The sequence below is a fragment of the Flavobacterium sp. GSB-24 genome (assembly GCF_027924665.1).
Taxonomy (GTDB): domain Bacteria; phylum Bacteroidota; class Bacteroidia; order Flavobacteriales; family Flavobacteriaceae; genus Flavobacterium.
In genome coordinates this window covers 4,023,724-4,045,386 of record NZ_AP027043.1, presented here as the reverse complement: position 1 = coordinate 4,045,386, position 21,663 = coordinate 4,023,724, and the positions used below count along the sequence as shown (strand labels likewise).

General features: G+C 35.2%; 13 protein-coding genes. 11 read left to right on the top strand and 2 right to left on the bottom strand.

Translation table 11 applies throughout. From position 1 onward, the window contains the following. Positions 1-61: 61 nt before the first annotated feature. Positions 62-775 carry a response regulator transcription factor gene (locus tag QMG60_RS17450; protein ID WP_281865813.1) on the bottom strand — a complete coding sequence of 238 codons (714 nt, stop codon included), beginning with the start codon at positions 773-775 and terminating at the stop codon, positions 62-64. A 69-nt stretch (positions 776-844) separates the two neighbouring features. Next, on the bottom strand, positions 845-1,903 hold the full coding sequence (locus QMG60_RS17445) for a histidine kinase (protein WP_057116063.1): 1,059 nt from the start codon (positions 1,901-1,903) through the stop codon (positions 845-847). 130 nt (positions 1,904-2,033) lie between these two features. Between QMG60_RS17445 and QMG60_RS17440 the strand changes: the two genes are divergently transcribed. From QMG60_RS17440 to QMG60_RS17390, 11 genes are all read left to right on the top strand, one after another. After that, positions 2,034-4,274: a GH92 family glycosyl hydrolase gene (locus QMG60_RS17440; RefSeq protein ID WP_281865812.1), complete on the top strand. Its 2,241-nt coding sequence runs from the start codon at positions 2,034-2,036 to the stop codon at positions 4,272-4,274. A gap of 17 nt (positions 4,275-4,291) precedes the next feature. Then, the gene (locus QMG60_RS17435; RefSeq protein ID WP_281865811.1) at positions 4,292-6,169 is read left to right on the top strand and encodes a sodium:solute symporter family protein; all 1,878 of its coding nucleotides are present in this window, start codon (positions 4,292-4,294) and stop codon (positions 6,167-6,169) included. Positions 6,170-6,409: 240 nt separating this feature from the next. Further along, positions 6,410-7,375, top strand: coding sequence for a glycoside hydrolase family 130 protein (locus QMG60_RS17430; protein ID WP_281865810.1), 966 nt, complete (start codon positions 6,410-6,412; stop codon positions 7,373-7,375). Positions 7,376-7,382: 7 nt separating this feature from the next. Next, complete coding sequence (locus QMG60_RS17425; RefSeq protein ID WP_281865809.1) at positions 7,383-8,450, top strand: carbohydrate-binding family 9-like protein; 1,068 nt, start codon at positions 7,383-7,385, stop codon at positions 8,448-8,450. After that, entirely contained in the window at positions 8,425-9,543 is a 1,119-nt protein-coding gene (locus QMG60_RS17420; protein ID WP_281865808.1) for a putative glycoside hydrolase, read from the top strand. The genes QMG60_RS17425 and QMG60_RS17420 overlap by 26 nt, the downstream gene beginning before the upstream one ends. A gap of 90 nt (positions 9,544-9,633) precedes the next feature. Next, entirely contained in the window at positions 9,634-10,656 is a 1,023-nt protein-coding gene (locus QMG60_RS17415) for a N(4)-(beta-N-acetylglucosaminyl)-L-asparaginase (RefSeq protein WP_281865807.1), read from the top strand. A gap of 137 nt (positions 10,657-10,793) precedes the next feature. After that, positions 10,794-13,106, top strand: coding sequence for a family 20 glycosylhydrolase (locus QMG60_RS17410; RefSeq protein WP_281865806.1), 2,313 nt, complete (start codon positions 10,794-10,796; stop codon positions 13,104-13,106). 11 nt (positions 13,107-13,117) lie between these two features. Next, entirely contained in the window at positions 13,118-14,968 is a 1,851-nt protein-coding gene (locus QMG60_RS17405; RefSeq protein ID WP_281865805.1) for a beta-galactosidase family protein, read from the top strand. A 57-nt stretch (positions 14,969-15,025) separates the two neighbouring features. Then, entirely contained in the window at positions 15,026-16,510 is a 1,485-nt protein-coding gene (locus QMG60_RS17400; protein ID WP_248727148.1) for an alpha-L-fucosidase, read from the top strand. A gap of 11 nt (positions 16,511-16,521) precedes the next feature. Then, on the top strand, positions 16,522-18,765 hold the full coding sequence (locus tag QMG60_RS17395; RefSeq protein ID WP_281865804.1) for a GH92 family glycosyl hydrolase: 2,244 nt from the start codon (positions 16,522-16,524) through the stop codon (positions 18,763-18,765). Positions 18,766-18,778: 13 nt separating this feature from the next. Further along, positions 18,779-21,439, top strand: coding sequence for a glycoside hydrolase family 3 protein (locus QMG60_RS17390; protein ID WP_281865803.1), 2,661 nt, complete (start codon positions 18,779-18,781; stop codon positions 21,437-21,439). Positions 21,440-21,663 lie beyond the last annotated feature (224 nt).

The following is a 21,663-nucleotide window of genomic DNA, read 5'->3' as shown; positions in this document are numbered from 1 at the left end:
ATATAAACTAAAAAAAACTTAGCGAACTTTGCGTAAATCTTTGCGCCTTTGCGGTAAAACCCTAAATGGAAGAATTCAAAATTTTCTGCTTTACTTCATCAATATAAGATCTTCCAATAACGTATCTAAGTCCTTCAATTTCAATGCTATTTCCTTCTACAGCATCAATTTTATCAATTGCGATCGTGTAAGATCTGTGGATTCTTATGAAATCTCTTTCAGGTAATAAACTCGTAAAATCTGATAAAGTGCTGTGAATGATGAATTTGCCAGAAGAGGTACTTATTTTTAAATAATCTTTTAAGCTTTCGATGACCAAAATTTCGTTCAAGAAAATCTTCTTCATTTTTTTCTTGTCGATTTTAACGAAGATGAAAGGGTTTTCTTTACTATTTTCCTGAGGAATTTTACTGGTATTATTAAGTCGTTTGTTGATTTTGTTTACGGCTTTCATTAATCTAGGAAACTCAATTGGTTTTACCAGATAATCTAAAACATCCAGCTCGTAAGTTTCAATTGCAAATTGATCGTAAGCGCTCGTGATAATAAGCAGAGGCGGGTTTTCTAAACTTTTGATAAAATTTATACCGTCTAACACAGGCATATTAATGTCAAGAAAAATTACATCAATAGTATTGTTTTTCAAGAAATTTAACCCTTCAATAGAATTACTAAAGGTATTAATGAGTTCTAAATCTTCAATCTGTTCAATATAACTTTTAATAACGTTTATTGCCAATGGCTCATCATCGATAATTAAACACTTTATTTTCATTTGTAAATATTATTTTAGGCCGATATGGTTTTTTTGTAGGTATAGTTTTCGAAATAGCTAAAAGCGAGGCTACGTGACTTTTATGACTAGTTTAACGACAAAAATATTCTTTTTATTTTTAAATGAAAGCTTATAGTCACTTTTATTATATCCTAATTCAAGTCTTTTTTTGACGTTTTCAATACCTATACCACTTGCCTTGTTAAAATTATCTTTATGTACGGTAATTTCGGGCATTGGGTTTGAAATACTGAAGTATAAGAAATCGCCTTTTACCTTAAAATTAATATCGATAACAACATTTCCGGTATTTTTATTAACGCCATGTTTAAAAGCATTTTCAACAAAAGTCAATAATAGAACGGGTGAAATTTCTTTATCATGTATATCTCCTGAAATGTACATATTAACTTCTAGTCTTTCTCCGTTTCTAATTCTCTCTAAATCAAGATAATTTTGAATACATAGAATTTCGTTCTCTAATGACTGTTTTTTTTCTTTTGTTTCATAAAGCATGTAACGCATTAATTCAGAAAGCTTTAAAACTATCTTAGGCGTTTTGTTTGATTTTTCTACAGAAAGCGAATAAATATTATTCAAGGTATTAAAGAAAAAGTGAGGTGAAATCTGAGATTTTAAAAATAATAATTCTGTTTCCAGCTGCGATTTTTCCAGATCGGTGACACGTTTTTGTTCTTGTAAAAGATCGAGCGTGATTTTAATAGCTGTTACAAAAGTCATCACATATAATTCGCCCATCATCATGTCTATCGTATAATTTAGCGTAAGTGTATTGATGGTTTGCGGACCTTCTGGCCAAACGTCATGCGTAATCAGCAAATAAGTCAAATTAAATTTTAGAACAACCATGACAAAAATTGCCGAAAGTACTGTTATAATATATAGGACATATTTTTTACGATAGACCAAATGAGGCATCAAAACCAAAATATTCAGATAACATAATGCCATGTGAATAGGAAAACCAAGTAAAGTAGTTTTTAAAGAATATACGTAATCGTTAAAATAGCTTCCCCAGCGCAGTGTATTGAACAAAAAATATGTGAGCCAAAAGTAAACATGATAGCGTATAGGTAAAGTGTAAAGCTTGCTTGAGTTGAAAATCATAGTGGTAATTTAAAATGTCGTTTGTTGCTTTTTTTTGATGTTTAGAGCTGTTTAAATGTCGTCCGTCTAAATTTATTTTGGTAAAAGTTGAATTTATCTAAATTTAAAGTTAAATTAATATTGTTTTGATATGAGGAAAATTACTCTGCTTTCTCTGACGGTAATTTTTACTGCAAGTTGCAAAATAAATGTAGATAAAAATAAACATCAGCAAAGTTTTGCAGCAAATTATGTAGATCCTTTTATAGGTACTGGCGGTCACGGACATACGTATCCAGGCGCGACAGTTCCATTTGGGATGCTGCAAGTGAGTCCAGATAATGGGGTTTCTAGCTGGGACTGGTGCTCAGGTTATCATTATTCTGACTCTATAGTTTCTGGATTTAGTCACTTACACTTAAGCGGAACAGGAATCGGTGATTTGGCAGATATTTTATTTATGCCGACAAACAAAAAGTTAGACTTAACCGCCAAAGCCGCTTCACGCGATTTCCTTCCGTATAAATCAAAATATAATCATGTTAACGAAAAAGCAGTACCGGGTTATTACCAAGTTTTTCTTGAAGATCCTAAAATCAATGTAGAATTAACGTCTACGCAAAGAACCGCATACCATAAATATACTTTTAATGATACCAATACACAATCAGTTATTGTAGATCTTGGTTTCGCTATTAATTGGGACAAAGCAGTAAAAACTTCTATTACAATTGAAGATGCCAATACCATCAGCGGTTTCCGTTACAGTACAGGCTGGGCAAAAAATCAGAAAGTATTTTTTGTGGCTAAATTTTCAAAACCAATCACAGAATCTATTATTACTGCTGATAAAAAAGTTGTTAATGCTAAAAATGCAGAAGGTGAAAATACAGCTTTGCAATTATTCTTCGATCCTAAAAATTCTAAAGAATTAGGTGTAAAAGTGGCACTTTCTTCAGTTAGTATTGCAAATGCGAAAAACAATTTAGATAAAGATCAGGAATTTGAAAAGGTAAAAACAGATGCTTCTGCAGTTTGGAATAAAGCTTTAAGCAAAATTTCTGTAGAAACTCCGGTTGATTCTTTAAAAACTATTTTCTACACCGCTTTGTATCACGCTCAAGTTGCGCCAGTTACGTACAGCGACAAAAATGGACAGTTTAGAACTGAAGACGACAAAATTGTTACTTCAAAAAATTATACCGCTTATTCTACTTTATCGCTTTGGGATACCTTTAGAGCAGAGAATCCGTTACTTACAATATTAGATCCAAACAGAGTTTCAGATATGGTTAACTCAATGTTAGCGTATTACGAAACCAAAAAAATATTGCCAGTTTGGACTTTGTATGCTAATGAAACCAATACAATGACAGGATATCACTCTATTCCAGTTATTGCAGATGCTTATATGAAAGGTATTAAAGGTTTTGATGCTGAAAAAGCATTTGAAGCCATGAAAGCCACAATGATGCAGGACGAACGCGGTTTAAACTTCTACAAAAAATACGGTTACATCCCTTATAATTTATTAGACGAATCAGTTACCATTACTTTAGAATATGCTTATGATGATTGGTGTGTAGCGCAAATGGCGAAAGCTCTAGGAAAACAAGCTGATTATGAGTTTTTCTCTAAACGTGCAAAAGCTTACGAATATTTATTTGATGCCAAATCTGGTTTTATGAGAGGAAAATCGGAAGATGGAAAATCTTGGAACGAGCCTTTCGACCCAAAACACTCTAACCACAGGGAACATACTGATTATACAGAAGGAAATGCTTGGCAGCACAGCTGGTTTGTACCTCATAATGTTGACAATTTTATTAAGCTTCATGGCGGAAATGCCACTTTCACAAAACGATTAGAACAATTATTTACAGAAAGTTCTGAGATTACTGGAAACAATGTTTCTGCAGATATTTCTGGTTTGATCGGGCAGTATGCGCACGGTAACGAGCCAAGCCACCACATTGCTTATATGTTTAATCACGCAGGTCAGCCTTGGAGAACGCAATATTGGGTTCGCCATATTTTGGACACACAATATAATACGACTGCAAATGGTCTAAGCGGAAACGAAGACTGCGGACAAATGTCGGCTTGGTATGTATTCAGTTCAATGGGGTTATATCCAATGAATCCAGCTTCTGGAGAGTACGAAATTGGAAGTCCGATTTTCGAGAAATCAACTTTAAATCTTCCAAATGGAAAAACTTTTGTAATTGAAGCAGAAAATGTTTCAAACAAAAATTTCTATATCCAATCGGCTACTTTAAACGGAAAAGCATTTAATAAAACAGCAATCTCTCACCAAGAAATGCTGCAAGGCGGTGTGCTTCATTTTACAATGGGAGCGGAGCCAAACAAAAACTGGGGTTTGACTAACTAATTCAAAATAAATATTTAATGAACATTATAGACGTATCAATCATTTTAATCTATATCGTAATGTCGGTCGGTATAGGAATCTGGATTTCAAGAAAAGCATCAAAAGGGCTTGACGATTATTTCCTTGGCGGGAAATCAATCAAATGGTATTTTTTAGGATTGAGCAATGGCTCAGGAATGTTTGATGTTTCAGGAACTTCCTGGATGATTGGAGTTTTATTTTTATATGGCGTAAAAAGTTTCATGTTTATGTGGCTTTGGCCGATTTGGAATCAGATTTTCGTCATGATGTTCCTCGCAGTCTGGATTAGAAGATCGAAAGTAATGACGGGTTCTGAATGGATTTTAACTCGTTTTGGAAGTGACAAAGCAGGAAAAGCTTCTCATATTATTGTGGCCATTTTTGCTATTATTTCTACAATTGGTTTCATCGCTTATTTCTTCGTTGGAATCGGAAAATTTGTAACCATTATTCTTCCTTGGGATTTAACAGTTCACATAAACGGTGGTGTTTTCTTAACATCAGAACAGGCTTATGCTTTGTTAATCATTTTTTTAACTACCATTTATACCGTAAAAGGTGGAATGTTTTCAGTAGTAGCAACAGAAGTCGTGCAATATATTATTATGATTGTTGCCGGAGTTCTAATCGCAGGTTACGCATTCATTAATTATACTGATATTCAAATCAATTCTGTAATTACTCCAGAATGGAAAAATGTTTTCTTCGGATGGGAATTTGAAACACAATGGGGCGATAAATTCGAAACTTTCAACAGATTAATTGATACAGAAGGTTACAAAATGTTTGGTGCATTTATCGGAATGACGCTTTTCAAAGGATTTTTTGCAAGTGTCGCAGGTCCAACACCAAGTTACGATTTACAGCGTGTTCTTTCTACTAAATCAGTAAAAGAAGCCGCTTACATGAGTGGTTTCACCAACTTGATTCTATTTATTCCGAGATATTTATTAATCACAGGAATTGTAGTTATTGCATTGGTGAATTTAGCACCAGAATTAAATGCAAATGTTAACCTTACCGGAGCAGACTTAGAATTATTAATGCCAAAAGTGGTGAATCTTTATATTCCAGTTGGAATTAAAGGAATTCTTTTAGCAGGTTTATTAGCTGCTTTTATGTCTGGATTCTCAGCTTTCGTAAACGCAGGTCCTGCTTATATTGTAAATGATATTTATAAAAAATACTTCAAACCAGTTGCATCAAATGCACATTATATTAAAGTAAGTCAGATTTCTTCTTTCTTAGTTGTTGGACTTGGAGTTTTCATGGGATTCTTTGCAGATTCTATCAACTCTTTAACGCTGTGGATTACAAGTGCTTTGTACGGAGGTTACGTTGCTGCGAACTTCTTAAAATGGATTTGGTGGCGTTTCAACGGATGGGGTTATTTCTGGGGAATGGTCGGAGGACTTGTTGCAGCTTCGCTTCAATTTGTTTTGGATCAGAATAAAGGAAATTTTGGAGACGGAACGTTATTACATCAACTTTCGCAAGTGCCATCGATTTACTTATTCCCGTTAATTTTCGGATTTTCTATATTAGGTTGTCTTTTAGGAACATATTTAAGCAAACCAACAGATATGGAAGTGCTGAAATCTTTCTACAGTAATGTTAGACCTTGGGGATTTTGGAATCCAGTTTACAAACAATTAAAAGCGGAAGATCAATCTTTCCAAAAAAATAATGATTTCTATCTAGATATGATGAATTGTGTGATCGGAATTGTATGGCAGTCAAGCATGATTCTGCTTCCGATTTATTTCATCATCAGAGATTATCCAAAAGCTTGTGTTGCTTTAGTTGTCTTTTTAGTAACGACTACGGTATTGAAGTTTACTTGGCTGGATCGAGTTAGGAAGATAGAAGAGTAAATTAAGTGTTGCTACTTTGTCAAAGTTCAAAACTTTGACAAAGTTTTGCGATGCAGTTTGTCATTTCGAGGAACGAGAAATCTCCACGAGTAACTCTACAAAGATTGGTAACTTACGAGATGGAGCTTCTTGCGGAGATTTCTCCTTCGTCGAAATGACAAAACCGAACGTTATAGTTGCCAAAAAAAAAGTCAGAGACAAAAGAATAAAAAAAACTAATAAATAAAAAAAAAACAAAAAATGAGTACTATTCCTTGGCAAGACAGACCCGAAAACAGTAAAGATGTAATGTGGAGATATTCTGAGAATCCAATTATCGACAGATATTCGATTCCTTCTTCAAACAGTATATTCAATAGTGCAGTTGTACCTTTTGGAGACGGATATGCTGGGGTTTTTAGATGTGATAATAAAGCAGTTCAGATGAATATTTTTGCTGGTTTCAGTAAAGATGGTATCAATTGGGACATCAACCACGAACCAATTGAGATGAAATCTGGAAATACAGAAATGATCGAATCTGCTTATAAATATGATCCTCGTGTGGTTTGGATCGAAGATCGTTACTGGATTACTTGGTGTAATGGTTATAACGGACCAACAATCGGTATTGGTTATACTTTTGATTTTGAAGAATTTTTCCAATGCGAAAATGCTTTTTTACCATTCAACAGAAACGGAGTTTTATTCCCGCAAAAAATCAACGGAAAATACGCCATGTTAAGCCGTCCAAGTGATAACGGACACACACCATTTGGAGATATCTGGATTAGCTATAGCCCAGATATGAAATATTGGGGAGAACACAGATTAGTGATGAAACCATCTCCATTTGAGAAAAGTGCGTGGCAATGTACAAAAGTAGGTGCAGGACCAATTCCGATTTTAACTGACGAAGGATGGTTAATGATCTACCACGGAGTTATCAATACCTGCAACGGTTTCCGTTATGCAATGGGTTCAGCATTATTAGAAACAGACGCGCCAGATCAAGTAAAATACAGAACACAGCCGTATTTATTAGGACCTGCAGAAACGTATGAAATGGTTGGAGATGTACCAAATGTAGTTTTCCCATGTGCTGCTTTACACGATTTTGAAGAAGATAAATTAGCAGTTTATTACGGTGCTGCAGATACTCATGTAGCGATCGCCTTCGGAAAATTAAGTGAAGTAATTCAGTTTACAAAAGATAATAGTTTATAATATAAAGATGCATAGTAGAGGTAAATTATTGTCCCTTGCCGTTTTTTTTGTTGGTTTGATAGGGTATTCGCAATCTGAAAAAGAGGTTACACCAAAAAGTTATATTGCGTATAAAACGTCAAAAGAAATTGTTATTGACGGCGATGAAGCAGATAAAGCTTGGGAAAAAGCAGCTTGGACAACACCTTTTGTCGACATAGAAGGTGTTGAAACTCCAAAATACAAAACTCAGGTTAAAATGCTCTGGGACGATAATTACTACTATATTCTAGCTAAGATGGAAGAGCAGCATGTTTGGGCAAATCTTAGACAACGCGATACTATTATTTTCTATAATAATGATTTTGAGGTTTTTATTGATCCAGATAATGATACTCAAAATTATTATGAATTGGAAATAAATGCATTAAACACCGCTTGGGATTTATTTATCAATAAACCCTACCGCGAAAAAAATACGGTTTTAAACGACTGGAATATCGATGGTTTAAAATCGGCTGTAAAAGTAGATGGAACTTTAAATAATTCATCAGATATTGATAAAGGCTGGACATTAGAAATTGCCATTCCATGGTCGGTTTATAAAACATCTTATCACGATAATATTGTTCCTAAAGATAAATTCTGGAAAGTCAATTTCTCTCGAGTAAATTGGCAGCATTCTGTTGTTGACGGAAAGTACGAACGAAAAAAAGATACAGAAGGAAAGTTTCTCCCAGAATACAATTGGGTTTGGTCGCCTATGGGAGTCATTAATATGCATGAGCCCGAAAAATGGGCTTATGTATACTTTTCTTCAAAAGAAAGCGAAGACAAATTTGTAATTCCGCAGGAAGAAAAAGTAAAATGGGAACTGTATACTTTATACAGAGCTCAAAAAAGATATTTCGAAAAGAATAAATCTTGGGCAAAATCACTGCAAAGTATCAGTAAAAAAAATATAGTGGTTGACGGAAAGACTTTAAAGCCAATTTTAGAAAATCATTCATCAGGATTTAATATCTTGGTAAAGAGTCCTTTTTCAAACAAAACCTTAATAATTAAAGAAGATGGTAAAATTATTACGAACGAGTAAGTTGCAAAAACTATCAAAAGTTTTAGTATTAGCGCTATCGCTGAGTTTATTCTCTTGCGGACAAAAAGAAACCAAAGATCAGGAAAATGGTAAATTCACTTTTGGTGTTTGGACTACTGCTGACGCTAAAAAATCGGATGCAGATTATTCGAAAGAATTCAAAAAATACAAAGACGGCGGAATCGATGAAGTTTTAATTAACACGCAAACAGATCCGAAACTATTAGCAAGATTAGTTCCGCTTGCAACAAAAGAAGGACTAAAAGTGCACGCTTGGATCATGGCGATGAACCGCCCAAATGATTCTATAGCGTTACAGCATCCAGATTGGTATCAAGTAAGTAAAGAAGGAAAATCTTGTTTTGATAATCGTCCGTATGTAGATTATTACCAATGGCTTTGCCCAACTAAAGAAGAATCTAGAAACCACGTTTTAGGCTTGGTTGAAGGTTTAGCAAAAGTAGAAGGAATCGAAAGTGTACATTTAGATTACATTCGTTTTCCAGACATTTTCCTGCCAATCAGTTTATTGCCAAAATACAATTTGGTTCAAGATACAGAGTTACCACAATTTGATTTCTGTTATTGTGATGCCTGCGTAAGTAAATTCGAAAAAGAACATCATAAAAATCCAAAAAATAGCCACAATACTTCAATTGATATGGAGTGGAAAAATTTCAGATTAAATGCGGTAAAAGCTGTGGTTGACGATGCATACAAAATTGCTCACAAATACAATAAAAAATTAACGGCAGCAGTATTTCCTTATCCAGAAATGGCGGATCATATGGTGCGCCAGCGTTGGGATAAATGGAATATTGACGAAGTTTATCCAATGATTTATCATAGTTTTTATGATGAAGAAATTGACTGGGTAGGTTATGCAACCAAACAAGGTGTAGCAGATCTTGAAGGAAAACCAACGAAAGTAAATACAGGAATTTATATTCCAGGTTTAAAATCGGATGCAGAATTGAAAGAAGCGATTCTAGAAGCGAAGAAAAATGGTGCAACAGGAGTTTCATTTTTTGACGGAAATGCTTTATCAGAGAGTAATTTAAAAACAATTAAGTCGGTAAAAGCGTCGTTATAGTCGATTTTACTGGGATTAAAAATTATTACTGATTAATTTAGCAACATTAAGAAAACTTAGTTTCTTAGAGTTGAACCAAAAATAAACCACATGTCAAATAGAAGAGATTTTATCAAGAAAACAACGTTAGGCACTTTAGCCATAAGTTCTGTTTTGGGCGTAAGCGGATTTGCTGCAAATCACGAAAATGAACCAGAAGCTGAATTAAAAGAAAAAAAACAGACTAAACCGATCATCATCTCGACATGGAATCATGGTCTGCCTGCTAATAAAGAATCTTGGAAGAATTTAAAAGAAGGAAAATCAGCTTTAGATGCCATCGAAGCTGGAATGAAAATACCTGAAGCAGATCCGACTGTCCGCAGCGTAGGTTACGGAGGATATCCAGACCGTGAAGGAAAAGTTACTCTTGATGCCTGCATTATGGATCACAATAGCAATTGCGGTTCTGTTTGTTTTCTGCAAGGAATTATGCATCCAATTTCTGTTGCAAAAAGAGTATTGCAAAATACGCCTCACGTAATGTTAGCTGGGCAGGGTGCGTTACAATTTGCCTTGTCTGAAGGCTTTAAAGAAGAAAATTTATTGACTCCAGAATCTGAAAAAGACTGGAAAAAATGGCTGGAAGATTCTAAATACAAACCAGTTATTAATATAGAAAATCACGATACCATCAGTATGCTAATGTTAGACCAAGAAGGCAATCTTTCGGGCGGATGTACCACGAGCGGTGCAGCTTGGAAAATGCACGGACGCGTCGGTGACTCCCCAATAATCGGCGCGGGTCTTTTCTTGGATAACGAAGTAGGAGCGGCCGCAGCAACTGGTTTAGGCGAAGCCGTAATTAGAACTGCAGGAAGTGCAATGGTTGTAGAACTAATGCGTCAGGGAAAATCGCCTTACGATGCTTGTAAAGAAATTACAGAACGTATTTATAACAAACATAAAAACCACAAAGACATGGAATACCTGCAAGTTGGTTTTATTGCTTTGAATAAAAACGGAGAATATGCGGGTTACAGTTTAAGATCAGGATTCAATTACGCCGTTTCTGATGACGTAAAAGGCCACAGAATGGAAGACGCGAAATTTAAAATGGCTTGGGATAAATAATATTAATCCGTTAAAGAGATTAAACACAATATTTGTCATTTCGATCCCGAGGCTTCGGGATCGAAATGACAAACTAAACCTAAAAACTACATCTTTAAATGTTTGAACAAACAATTAGAGAAACCAAAAAACAAAGAATGAAAAAATTATTATTCCTATTAACCCTAACCGCTTCAATTTTCTCGGCTCATGCGCAGAAAGTTTACACAGAAAGTGATATTAACATTATTCCGAAACCGAGTCAGACTTTTATTAAAACTGGTGTTTTTGAATTTACAAAAGATACCAAGTTTGTAGTAAATGGCGATTTCCAAAGAGATGCTGCAAATGCTTTAGCTTCTAAATTTGAAGTAGCTGCAGGATGGAAACCAGAGACGACAACTAAAGCTCCGGTAAGCAATTTTGTGCAGTTTAAAGTAGATCCTAATTTAAAAAATGAAGCTTACGTTTTAGATGTAAATCCGACGAGTATTGTTATTTCTGCAAAAGGAAATGTTGGTTTTCTATATGGATTAGAAAGTGTTAGGCAATTACTTCCTGAAGCGATTGAAAGCAAATATGCAATCACTTCTGCGAAATGGCAGATTCCAAGCTTAACGATTAACGATGAACCACGTTTTAAATGGAGAGGTTTAATGTTAGATTTATCACGTCATTTCTTTGATAAAAATTACATTTTAGCGACAATCGATCGTTTGGCAATGCATAAAATGAACGTTTTACATTTGCATTTGGTTGACGATCAAGGTTGGAGAATTGAAATTAAAAAATATCCAAAACTAACTGAAGTTGGGGCTTGGAGAGTTGATCAAGAAAACACTAGCTGGAATGCGAGATTAACGACAAATCCTGACGAAAAAGGAACCTACGGTGGCTTCTTTACGCAAGATGAATTAAGAGAAATCGTAAAATATGCTTCGACAAAAGGAATTGAAATTATTCCTGAAATCGAAATGCCGGCGCACGTAAGCAGTGCGATTGCAGCTTATCCGGAATTGGCTTGTTTTAATCAGAGAATTGGTGTTCCGTCAGGCGGAGTTTGGCCTTTGACTGATATCTATTGTGCAGGAAAAGAAACTACGTTTGAATTTTTGCAAAATGTAATTGATGAAGTAATTACTATTTTCCCATCAAAATATATTCATATTGGTGGCGATGAGGCGACGAAAACCAATTGGGCAAAATGTCCGCACTGCCAAAAAAGAATCAAAGACGAGAAATTAAAAGATGTCAACGAGTTGCAAAGCTACTTTGTAAAACGTATGGAAAAATACATCAACTCAAAAGGTAAAAGAGTTATCGGCTGGGATGAAATTTTAGAAGGCGGTTTGGCTCCAGATGCAACGGTAATGAGCTGGAGAGGAATGAAAGGCGGAATCGAAGCGGCAGATCAAGGTCATGACGTAATTATGACACCAGAATCTCCTTGTTATTTTAACTTTTATCAAGGTCCGCAAAACGAAGAACCTTTAGCTTTTGACGCTTATAATCCGTTAAGTGAAGTGTACAAATTTGATCCTGTAGTTTCAACAATGACACCTCAGGAAGCGGGACACGTTTTAGGAGGACAAGCGAATTTGTGGGCAGAACATTTAGCGTTGCCAAAAGATTCTGAATACATGATTTTCCCAAGATTGGCAGCATTATCAGAAACTTTATGGAGTCCGAAAGAGAAACGCAATTGGAATGATTTTACAACGAGATTATTCTCTTTATTAAAACGTTACGATTATTTAGGAATCAATTATGCGAAAAGCGCTTATTTGGTAACGGCTTCTTCTACAGCTGATTTAGCTAATAAACAGATTAAGGTAGAATTGAAAAACGAGTTTCCTAATCCAGACATTCGTTATGTTTTAGGAAACCAGACCATTGATCACCATGCTATAAAATATACAAGCCCAATTGCAATAAAAGAAACAACGGTTTTAAAAGCTTCTTTATTCCAAGATGACAAGCCAGTGGGAAAAACATATACAGATACTATTGTTTTCCATAAAGCATTTTCGAAAAAAGTGAAATACTTGACCCCTTACAATTCGAATTATAAAGGTGACGCCAATACCATGGTAAATACGATCAGAGGAAGTAAAAATTTCCATGACGGACAATGGCAGGCTTGGTTGGTTAACGATATGGAATTGGTTATTGACTTAGAAAAAGTAGAAAGTATCGAGCAAGTAAAAGTTGGAGCTTTAGAAAGTCAAGGAGCAGGAGTTAATTTCCCAATTCAACTTAAAGTCTTGATTTCTACAGATGGAGTTAAATACACGCAGGTTGGCAAAATTATGCGCCCTTATGCAGTAAATGCTGTTCCAGAATTGAAAGATTTCCAAATCAATTTCCAAAAACAAAATGCACGTTTTGTAAAAGTTATTGCAGGCAACTTAAAGAAAAGTCCAAAAGGAGAAAGCTCTTGGTTGTTTGTCGATGAAATTTTAATTGATTAATTATTAAAAAAATGAAGAAGGTACTATTTAAGCTCGGGATATTATTGATTTGCTTGATGCCGTTTTTTACTAAGGCACAAACCAAAGGATTTTCTATATCTAAGGGAGAATTTCAGCAAGACGGGAAGATAATTAAAATACATTCGGGAGAAATGCACTATGTACGTATTCCTAAAGAGTATTGGAGACATAGATTGCAGATGCTTAAAGCTATGGGAATGAATACCGTGGCTACTTATGTCTTTTGGAATTATCACGAAGTAGCACCAGGTGTCTGGGATTTTAAAACAGGAAATAGAGATCTTTCAGAATTTTTACGTATTGCCAAAAGTGAAGGCTTATATGTAATTCTTAGGCCAGGTCCATATGCATGTGGCGAATGGGAATTTGGAGGATACCCTTGGTGGCTGCAAAATAATCCAGATTTAGTAATTCGTACCAATAACAAAGCATTTTTAGACGCTTGTAAAACGTATCTAGAACATTTGTATGGAGAGGTAAAAGGACTTTTTGCTAATCAAGGCGGACCTATTATTATGGTTCAGGCTGAAAATGAATTTGGTTCTTATGTTTCTCAAAGAACCGATATTAGTGCTGAGGATCATAAAGCCTACAAAACTGCAATTTACAATATACTTAAACAAACGGGATTCCCAGAGCCTTTTTTTACTTCTGACGGTGCCTGGTTGTTTGAAGGTGGTATGGTAGAAGGCGCGTTACCGACTGCAAATGGGGAATCAAATATAGATAATCTAAAAAAACAGGTTGATAAATACCATAACGGACAAGGACCTTACATGGTCGCAGAGTTTTATTCTGGCTGGTTGGATCATTGGGCAGAACCATTTATTAAAATTGGATCTGAGGAGATTGCAAGTCAAACTAAAAAGTACCTTGATGCAGGTGTTTCTTTTAATTATTATATGGTACACGGCGGTACTAATTTTGGATTTACCTCGGGGGCAAATTATAATGAAGAAATGGATATTCAGCCGGATATTACGAGCTATGATTATGATGCTCCTATTAGCGAAGCAGGTTGGGCAACACCAAAATTTATGGCTATACGTGAAGTAATGCAAAAGTATTCTAAAACAAAATTAGCCTCAATTCCAGCCAAAATACCAGTTGCAAAATATCCTAATCAGGCTATCAAATCAAGCATGGATGTTTTAAGTTGGATAAAAAAAGAAAAACCAGTTGTAAATGACCAGCCTTTAACATTTGAAAAATTAGGTCAAGGACATGGATATGTTTTGTATCGAAAAAGATTTACGCAGCCTATTTCTGGTAAATTAAAAATTGAAGGATTGAGAGACTTTGCTACAGTTTATGTAAACGGGGTTAAAGCAGGTGAGTTGAATAGAGTTTTCAAAAACTACGAGTTGACAGTTACGATTCCTTTTAACGGTATTTTAGAAATTCTAGTTGAAAATATGGGGCGCATTAACTACGGTGCCGAAATCGTACATAATACTAAAGGAATTATTACTCCAGTATATTTAAATGAATTTGAAATTAGCGGCGGATGGGAAATGTATAAAATGCCAATGAATGAAGTTCCAGCTGTTAAAAATGAAACGATAAAACCTAGACGTCCCGTCTTATATGAATCTACTGTAAGCATAGATAAACCTGCTGATACTTTTCTGGATATGACAGGTTGGGGAAAAGGAATTGTATTTGTTAACGGACACAATCTTGGACGTTACTGGAAAGTTGGACCGCAGCAAACGCTTTATGTACCAGGTTGTTGGTTGAAAGCAGGCGAGAATAAGTTTGTTGTATTGGAGCAGCTTAATGAAAACAGTAAAACAGAATTGACTTTTACGGATCAGCCTATACTTGAAAAATTAAATTAAGATTACCTATTACACAAAAAACAAAAGAATAAATAAAACCTAATAAATAGATTAAAGATGAAAAGAGGAATATTCATTATCGCCCTTTTATTTTCAGCTCAGATATTCGCGCAGGCGATATATGAAGATGAAAGATACGTACCAGAGACAGATCCGGCAGTATTAAAAAACTTAGATGAATGGCAAGGCAAAAAATTTGGTCTGCTAATGCACTGGGGAACTTACAGCCAATGGGGTATTGTAGAATCTTGGTCTATTTGTCCTGAAGATTACGGATGGTGTGAACGTAAAAAAGGAAGTAATCCATCTAATTATAATGATTATATAAAAGATTACGAAGGGTTAAGAAAAACATTTAATCCAGTAAAATTCGATCCAGAAAAATGGGCAAAAGCAGCGAAATATGCTGGAATGAAATACATGGTTTTTACAACAAAACACCATGACGGATTTAATATGTATGATACTAAATATTCTGATTATAAGATAACTAGTAAAGATGTTCCTTTTCATACAAATCCAAAAGCAGATGTTTTAAAAGAGATTTTCAACTCTTTTAGAGGCGAAGGTATTTCTACAGGAGCTTACTTTTCAAAACCAGACTGGCACAACGAAAACTACTGGGATCCTTATTTTCCGCCATTTGACAGAAACGTAAACTACGATCCGTCTTTGTATCCAGAAAAATGGCAGAAATATGTTGACTTTACACACAACCAGATTTTAGAAATTTTGACTAATTATGGTAAAGTGGATATTCTTTGGTTAGACGGAGGATGGGTTCGTAAAAGAGATCAAGTAAACATCAAAGAAAACTACGACGAGAAATTTACTGAAAACGAATCTAAAAACGGTTTCATCAAACACAGAGTGGTAGACCAAGATCCAAAAATGGACGAATTGGTAGCAAAAGCACGTGCAAAACAACCAGGTTTAATTGTGGTGGATAGAGCGGTTCACGGTAAAAACCAAAACTACTTAACTCCAGAAGGACGTGTTCCTGCTAAGACTTTGCCTTATCCTTGGGAATCTTGTATTCCAGCAGGCGGTGGATGGTCTTATTCTCCAGGCGCTACTTACATGACTGGAAGACAAGGTATTCACATGTTAGTTGACATTGTGGCAAAAGGCGGAAACTTATTATTAAATATTGCGCCAAGTCCAGAAGGAGAATGGGATAAAGGTGCTTACGATTTATTGCAGGCTTACGGTGATTGGATGAAAGTAAACAGCACAGCGATTTACAACACAAAACCAATCGAACCTTACAAAGAAGAAAACATTTGTTTTACACAAAATAAAGCGGGTAATGTATTTGCATTTTATTTAGCTAAAGACGGGGAAGATAAAATTCCTGCTGAAGTTACTGTAAAATCTATCAGTCCTAAAAAAGGAACAAAAATTACCATGTTAGGTTCTAAAACTTCTTTAAAATGGACAAAAGAAGGAAACGGATTTAAAGTAATTATTCCGGAAAGTTTAAGAAACAATCTTCCTGCAAAAGAAGCTTGGACTTTAAAAATTGAAGCGATCAACAGATAAGAACGAAGCCTATGGTTTTAAATACTAAAAATAAATTTAAGACAGCATGTATTTTATACATGCTGTTTTTTAGCATAACAATTTTTGCACAGGAGCCTGCCGATTTTGTAAATCCGTTTATTGGGACTTCCAATTATGGGGCGGCTTATCCAGGACCAATTGCACCACGCGGAATGGCAAGTATTAGTCCGTTTAATGTGGCTGGAGTAAAAAATACTCCTATGGAAAAAGATAGTCAGTGGCTTTCGAATCCGTATGTGAATGAGAATACCTTTTTGACAGGATTTAGTCAAGTGAATTTAAGCGGTGTTGGCTGTCCAGAATTGGGCGTTATTTTATTGATGCCAACGACTGGAACAGTAGAAATCGATCATTTAAAATATGGTTCGACTTATTCTAATGAAGTAGCTAAGGCAGGCTATTATAGCGTAAACATCGACAAGTATAAAGTAAAAGGAGAGTTTACAGCTTCAAAACGAGTGGGAGTAAGCAGATTTACTTTCCCGAAAGGGCAATCTAATATTTTATTAAATCTTGGATTGGGATTGACAAACGAAGAAGGTGCAATGGTAAAAGTAGTTTCTTCTACAGAAATTGAAGGAATGCGATCTGTTGGATCCTTTTGTTATAACAGTCCAGAAGATGCATATCCAGTTTACTTTGTAGCTCAATTTTCGAAACCTGCGGCTAAATTTGGTGTTTGGAAAAAAACTTCAAAATACAACGGTGTTGAAGCACAATGGATGGGTTACAATGGAAAAGCGAGAATAATGGAGAATACAATCAAAACCGTTGTAGGTGATAGTATAGGAAGTTATTTTACTTATAAATTCGAAAAAGAAGAAACAGTTGAAGTGAAGATCGGAATTTCGTACGTAAGTATCGAAAATGCCCGTGAAAATTTAGCAAAAGAAGTAGGTAACAGATCTTTTGACGCAATTTACAAAGAAACCTACAACGAATGGAATGAAGAACTTTCTAAAATTTTAGTTGAAGGCGGTTCAAAAGATGACAATACGATTTTCTATACGGCTTTGTATCACACTCTAATTCATCCCAATATTTTAAATGATATTAACGGACAATATCCCGTAATCAAAAGAAGTAAAATTGCTAAAACTGATGACACCCGTTATACCGTATTTTCTTTATGGGATACGTACCGAAATGTACATCCATTGATGTCTTTGGTTTATCCAAAACAGCAATCTGATATGGTAAAAAGCATGTTGACTATGTTTGATGAAAACGGCTGGTTACCCAAATGGGAACTGAATTCGACTGAAACTTTTACCATGGTTGGAGACCCTGCAAGTATTGTAATTACAGATACTTATATGAGAGGAGTTCGTGATTATGATGTTAATAAAGCCTATTATGCGATGTTGAAAGGCGCAGATAATATTGAAAATAATCCGCTTCGTCCAGGATTGAAAGATTATATCAAAAAAGGCTATTTAACAACCGACAATAAAGGTCCAGTTTCTACAACTCAGGAATACAATATTTCAGATTATTCTATTTCGCTTATGGCCAACGAATTCGGGGACAAAGACAATGTAAAACGTTTTAAAGAACGTTCATTATCCTATAGAAAATTATTTGATAAAAACTTAAATCTGCTTCGACCAAGAACGGCTGACGGAAAATGGTACGAGCCATTTGATCCTGCTTCTGGAGCTAATTTTGAAGAAAATGTTGGCTTCATCGAAGGAAACGCTTGGCAGTATGCATTTATGGTTCCGCACGATATTAACGGATTAAAGAAATTAATGGGTGGCGATCAAGCTTTTTCGGCGCAATTGCAGAAAATCTTTGATATAAAACAATTTGATATGGCAAACGAACCAGATATTGCCAATCCGTATTTGTTTAATTATGTAAAAGGTGAGGAGTATAAAGCTCAGGAAATGGTAAAGAAATTGGTTCGCGAATATTTCAAAAATGAGCCAAAAGGATTACCCGGAAATGACGATACCGGAACCATGTCGGCCTGGTTAGTTTATTCGATGATGGGAATTTATCCAATATCGCCGGGAGATCCAATTTACACCATTACTGCGCCAATGTTTCATAGAGTGACTATTAAATTAGATCCAAGATATTATAAAAAAGAGAGCATTGTAATTGAAAGACAAATCAATAATGACGGGAAAATCAATTCGATTGAGCTAAACGGAAAAACACTTAACAGCTTTTTTATTTCGCACGACGATTTTGTGAATGGAACAAAGCTAAAAGTGATTCAAAACTAAACACAACACAACTATGTTACAATTAAGAATGAAGAAAACGGCCATTATTTTTGTAATGGCTGTTGGTTTTTTTAACCAAAGCCATGCACAGAAAAAGTATCCGTACCAGGATGCAAAATTACCAGTAGAAGAAAGAGTTCAGGATTTGCTAAGCCGTATGACACTTGAAGAAAAAGTACGTCAGATGGATATGTATAGAGGAGATTTTTTTAAAGATAAAGAAGATTTCGCGAAATCTAAATCGGCAGAAAAAATCGGGAATTTAGGAATTGGAGCTATTCATGATCTTTATCCGCGTTCAGCGAAAATGATCAACGATTTGCAAACCAATGTAATCAAAGGAAACCGTTGGGGAATTCCGGCGCTTATTATGTGTGAAATGCTTCATGGTTATTTAGACGAAGGAAGTACAGCTTTTCCAATGAACATCGGACTTGGAGCAACTTGGGATGTTGCCGTAATGGATAAAGTTGGAAAAGTAATTGGTATGGAAGCCAGAGCGCATGGAGTTCATTTTGGTTTTGGTCCAAACTTAGATTTAGGACGCGAACCAAGATGGGGAAGAGTTGCTGAAACTTTCGGAGAAGATGCATTTTTAAATAGTGAAATTGGTTTAGCATTCATTAAAGGATTACAGGGAGATGATTTAAAATCGGATCGATCTATTATTGCAGAGCCTAAACACTTTGCCGTTCATGGTATTCCGCAGGCGGGAGGAAATTCTTCGCCAATTTTGGTTGGAGAACGTTCAGCAAGAGAAGACCATTTACCATCTTTTCAAAAAGCATTTACAAAAGGCGGTGCTTTGGGAACAATGTGCGCATATTCTGAGTTAGACGGTATTCCTTGTGCAGCAAATCATTGGCTATTGACGGATGTTTTGAGAAAAGAATGGGGATTTAAAGGGCTTGTAGTTTCAGATTTAGGAGCAATAAAATACATTCAGACGACTCACAAAGTTGCTGATTCTCCAAAAGATGCTATTAGAGAAGCAGTTTCTGCAGGTGTTGATATGCAGTTTTATGATTTTTCAAACGAGTTCTGGCAAAATACTGTTATTGAATTGGTAAATGAAAAAAAATTGACAATGGAAAATATCGACCGTGCGGCGGGAGCAGTTTTACGTTTGAAATTTTTATTAGGATTATTTGAAAATCCGTACACAGATAAAAATCTGATTAAAGAGCGTTTTCATACTAAAGAAAATCAAGCTGTTGCTTTAGAAGCTGCTCAAAAATCAATGATTTTGCTGAAAAATGACAATAATATTTTACCGTTGAGTAAAAGTATTAAAAACATTGCCGTTATAGGACCAAATGCAAACGCTTCAAGAATGGGAGGTTATGCTCCTAAAAATAGTGTTGGAACAACAGTTTTCGAGGGTATACAGCAAATTGTTGGAAAAACTGCCAATGTAGTTTACGAAGAAGGTGTTCCTTTAATTGTAAAAGGACAAATTATTCCATCTAAATATTTATTTACGCCAGACGAATCTCAAAACGGATTAAAAGGAGAATATTTCAATAACAGAAACCTGGAAGGAACTCCAGCATTGACTCGTATCGACAGTCAATTAGAGTTCGACTGGCCTTGGGCGCCTGGAGACGGCGTAAATGTGGATGATTTTTCTATTAGATGGACAGGATTCTTAAAATCAGATCAAGCACTTGACGGATGGTTAGGTTTAAGTTCTGATGACGGAATTAGAATGTATATCGATGACCAATTAGTAATTGACAACTGGACTAAAGGTGCGACAAGCATGGTTACAGTTCCAAAAAATATTGAAAAAGGTAAAAAATACAAAGTCCGCATTGAAATGTGGGAAGGAGGCTGGGGTGCCAGAGCGCATTTCCGTTGGAATTTAGAAAAAGTAAACTTACAGCCGGCAATCGAAGCTGCTAAAAAAGCAGATGTTGCCATTGTGGTTTTAGGAGAATCTAACGAATTGGTAGAAGAAAACAGAGACGTTGCATCTTTAGACTTATTTGGAATACAACAGCAATTGATTGAAGAGATCCAAAAAACAGGAACACCTGTAGTTTGTGTATTATTAAATGGTCGCCCGCTTTCTACAAATTGGATTGCAGAAAATATTCCGGCGGTAATTGAAGGATGGTTCCCAGGAGAATTTGGAGGAAGAGCTGTTGCAGATGTTTTATTTGGAGATTACAATCCAGCAGGAAGATTACCAATAACGGTTCCAAAATCGGTTGGGCAGCTACCTATATATTATAACCAAAAACCATCTGCGATACATAAATATGTAGCAGAAAGCGAACATCCTTTATATTCATTCGGTTTTGGATTGAGTTACACGAAGTTTGAATATTCAAATCTTAAAATCAGTGCAACTGAAATTAAACCAAACGGAGAATTGAAAGTTTCTGTTGATGTTAAAAATATTGGAAATCTTGATGGAGATGAAGTTGTACAATTATATATTAATGATGTTTACAGCTCTGTTACCACTCCAGAAAAAACGTTAAAAGGATTCAAAAGATTGAATATTAAAAAAGGAGAAATAAAAAATGTTGAATTTACACTTACATCAGATGAGTTATCTATCTGGAACAGAGAAATGAAGAGCGTTGTAGAGCCTGGAGATTTCGAAGTTATGGTTGGCGGAAATTCGACAGATTTACTAAAAACTAAATTTAAGGTTTCGAACTAAAATCGCTTAAACGCAGAATAATTTTAAACGTTTTTTCGATAAAAAAAAGAATACAATTGAAAAAGGCCAAAATCTATTAGATTAATAGATTTTGGCCTTTAAAATAAGGAAGAGTTAGATTACAAATGAAAACGTTTTCTTTCAATAAAACGCGAAACTTTCACCAACACCTTTTCAAAATTGTCATTTGTCGAAATTATGTATTGTTAACAAAACGTATTCTT